General features: G+C 59.5%; 1 protein-coding gene. It reads left to right on the top strand.

Annotation, left to right across the window (positions count from 1 at the left end; genetic code table 11):
• Positions 1–271: 271 nt before the first annotated feature.
• Positions 272–410, top strand: a 139-nt coding sequence (locus EOA60_RS39575) for a DUF6088 family protein (RefSeq protein ID WP_245502738.1), incomplete at its 3' end; no start/stop codon positions are given.

The raw sequence follows: 410 nt of genomic DNA on the forward strand, positions 1-410 counted from the left end.
ACGGTGGATAGTCCGCCGGCATAACGAGCCGGGACTGGCTGTCTCCGACCTGGTTACGAATCTCGGCTTTACGGGGTCAGCGTCTTTTTCAAGGGGGCGAGGGGCCAGACAAGCTGATTACAAACTCCTAACACACAACGCGTGTGAGGTCGCAGACAGGGCCGGATCCAGTCTCGAAGGATTGCGAGTTGAGTGGGGCTTGAATGTCAGAAAAAACATGCCTATTTTCTGACGCATGAAAACGAACACAGCGTCGGTTCCGGATCGGATCATGAAGCGCGTCCGCGCCGGCGGCCGCGGCCGCGTCTTCACACCTAGTGATTTCCTCGATGTGGCCAACCGCGCGGCAGTCGATCAGGCGCTTTCGCGCCTGGCCAAGCAGGGCAAACTGCGTCGCCTTGCTCGTGGCC

Origin of the sequence: Mesorhizobium sp. M1A.F.Ca.IN.020.06.1.1, assembly GCF_004023265.1 — a bacterium.
In the GTDB taxonomy this organism is placed as follows: Bacteria; Pseudomonadota; Alphaproteobacteria; order Rhizobiales; family Rhizobiaceae; genus Mesorhizobium.